The organism is Streptomyces sp. NPDC002537 (assembly GCF_053594975.1).
In genome coordinates this window covers 1-1,306 of the sequence record NZ_JBSFWT010000197.1, presented here as the reverse complement: position 1 = coordinate 1,306, position 1,306 = coordinate 1, and the positions used below count along the sequence as shown (strand labels likewise).

General features: G+C 64.7%; 2 protein-coding genes. One reads left to right on the top strand and one right to left on the bottom strand.

The features are described from left to right. The first annotated feature begins 191 nt into the window (after positions 1 to 191). Positions 192 to 662, top strand: a complete 471-nt coding sequence (locus ACWD4A_RS35365) for a helix-turn-helix domain-containing protein (protein ID WP_451200580.1) — start codon at positions 192 to 194, stop codon at positions 660 to 662. A 76-nt stretch (positions 663 to 738) separates the two neighbouring features. Here ACWD4A_RS35365 and ACWD4A_RS35360 read toward each other — a convergent pair. After that, positions 739 to 1,306, bottom strand: a 568-nt coding sequence (locus ACWD4A_RS35360; RefSeq protein WP_451200579.1) for a cytochrome c oxidase assembly protein, incomplete at its 5' end; no start/stop codon positions are given.

Here is a 1,306-nt window from a genome sequence, read left to right as displayed (position 1 = left end):
GACTCCTCCGCGACGTCGCCGAAAACCGCACCCTCGGAGACGTCACCACCCTGACCGACTCCTCCGTCATGGACCTCATCCAAACCCAGCTCCCCACCACCACCAGCGGCAGCGTCCGGCCTTCTGCGAGTGACTGAGGCGTGGTGCAGAAGATTCTGAGAGGGCATTTCCCCCCTATAGCAGGACCACCGATGCCACACCGTGTGTGGGTGGAGACATTCACGGGGCTGCGGGTCGGCCAGTTCGAGCATCTCTTGGCAGTGATGGGCGCTCGTGACAATGGCTCTACCGGCATCGGACGGCCATGGTGCCTGCCGTTGGGAAAACGCGTACTGCTGGTGGGGGCGTATTACCGAACGAATCTGTCGATGCGGCAGCTGAACGTACTGTTCGGGGTGTCGTTGGCGACTGTGTCCCGGGTGGTCCGGCGATTGGGGCCGCTGTTGGCGCTCGAGCCGACGGAACGGCCGATGAGGACGGTTCCCGCGCGGTTGTGGCACGTGGACGGGACACTGGTTCCGGTAGGTGCGCTGAGCGTCAGGCCTTCCCAGCGGCCTTACCAGTTGTCGAGACGGCAGTTGGTCATCGTGAAGACGAGCACACGCCTGGCGCTGGCCGAGCCCTGTCCCGCGCCGGGAGCATCAGGGCCGCCATCCAAGTGATGCGTGATCTTCTTGGCGGAGGCGATGCCGCCAAGAAGACCGCATTGTCTTCGGGGCCGCAGTGCTCATGCTCGGATCAATAGCGTTGGGCGTGCAGGTTCAGTGAGGCGAGGTACGCGTTGTAGGCCGCCAGCTCTTTGTCCTCGGTCCGGTCGGCATTGCGGTCCGCGCGTCGTGCTTGTCGCTGTTCGGAGCGCTGCCATTGGAAGACCAGAGCGAGCAGGACCAGCACCGAGGGGATCTCGCTGAAGGCCCAGGCGATGCCGCCGCCCAGGGACTGGTCCGAGAGCACATCGATGCCGAGTGACGCGGGCGGGTGCATGTATGTAGTGAGCATGGGCTGCGAGGCCATCATCAGGGCGATGCCGAAGAAGGCGTGGAACGGCATGCCCGCGAAGAGCTCCAGCATCCGCATCACGTAGCCCGGCCGGTGCGGGCCCGGGTCCACGCCCATGATCGGCCAGAAGAAGAGCAGGCCCACGGCGAGGAAGTGCACCATCATCGCGATGTGCCCGGTCTTCGTCTCCATGAGGAAGTCGAAGAGCGGCGTGAAGTACAGCGCGTACAGGCTCGCGATGAACAGCGGGATCGTGAACGCGGGGTGTGTGATGACCCGCATGTAGCGGCTGTGCAGCAGCGCCACC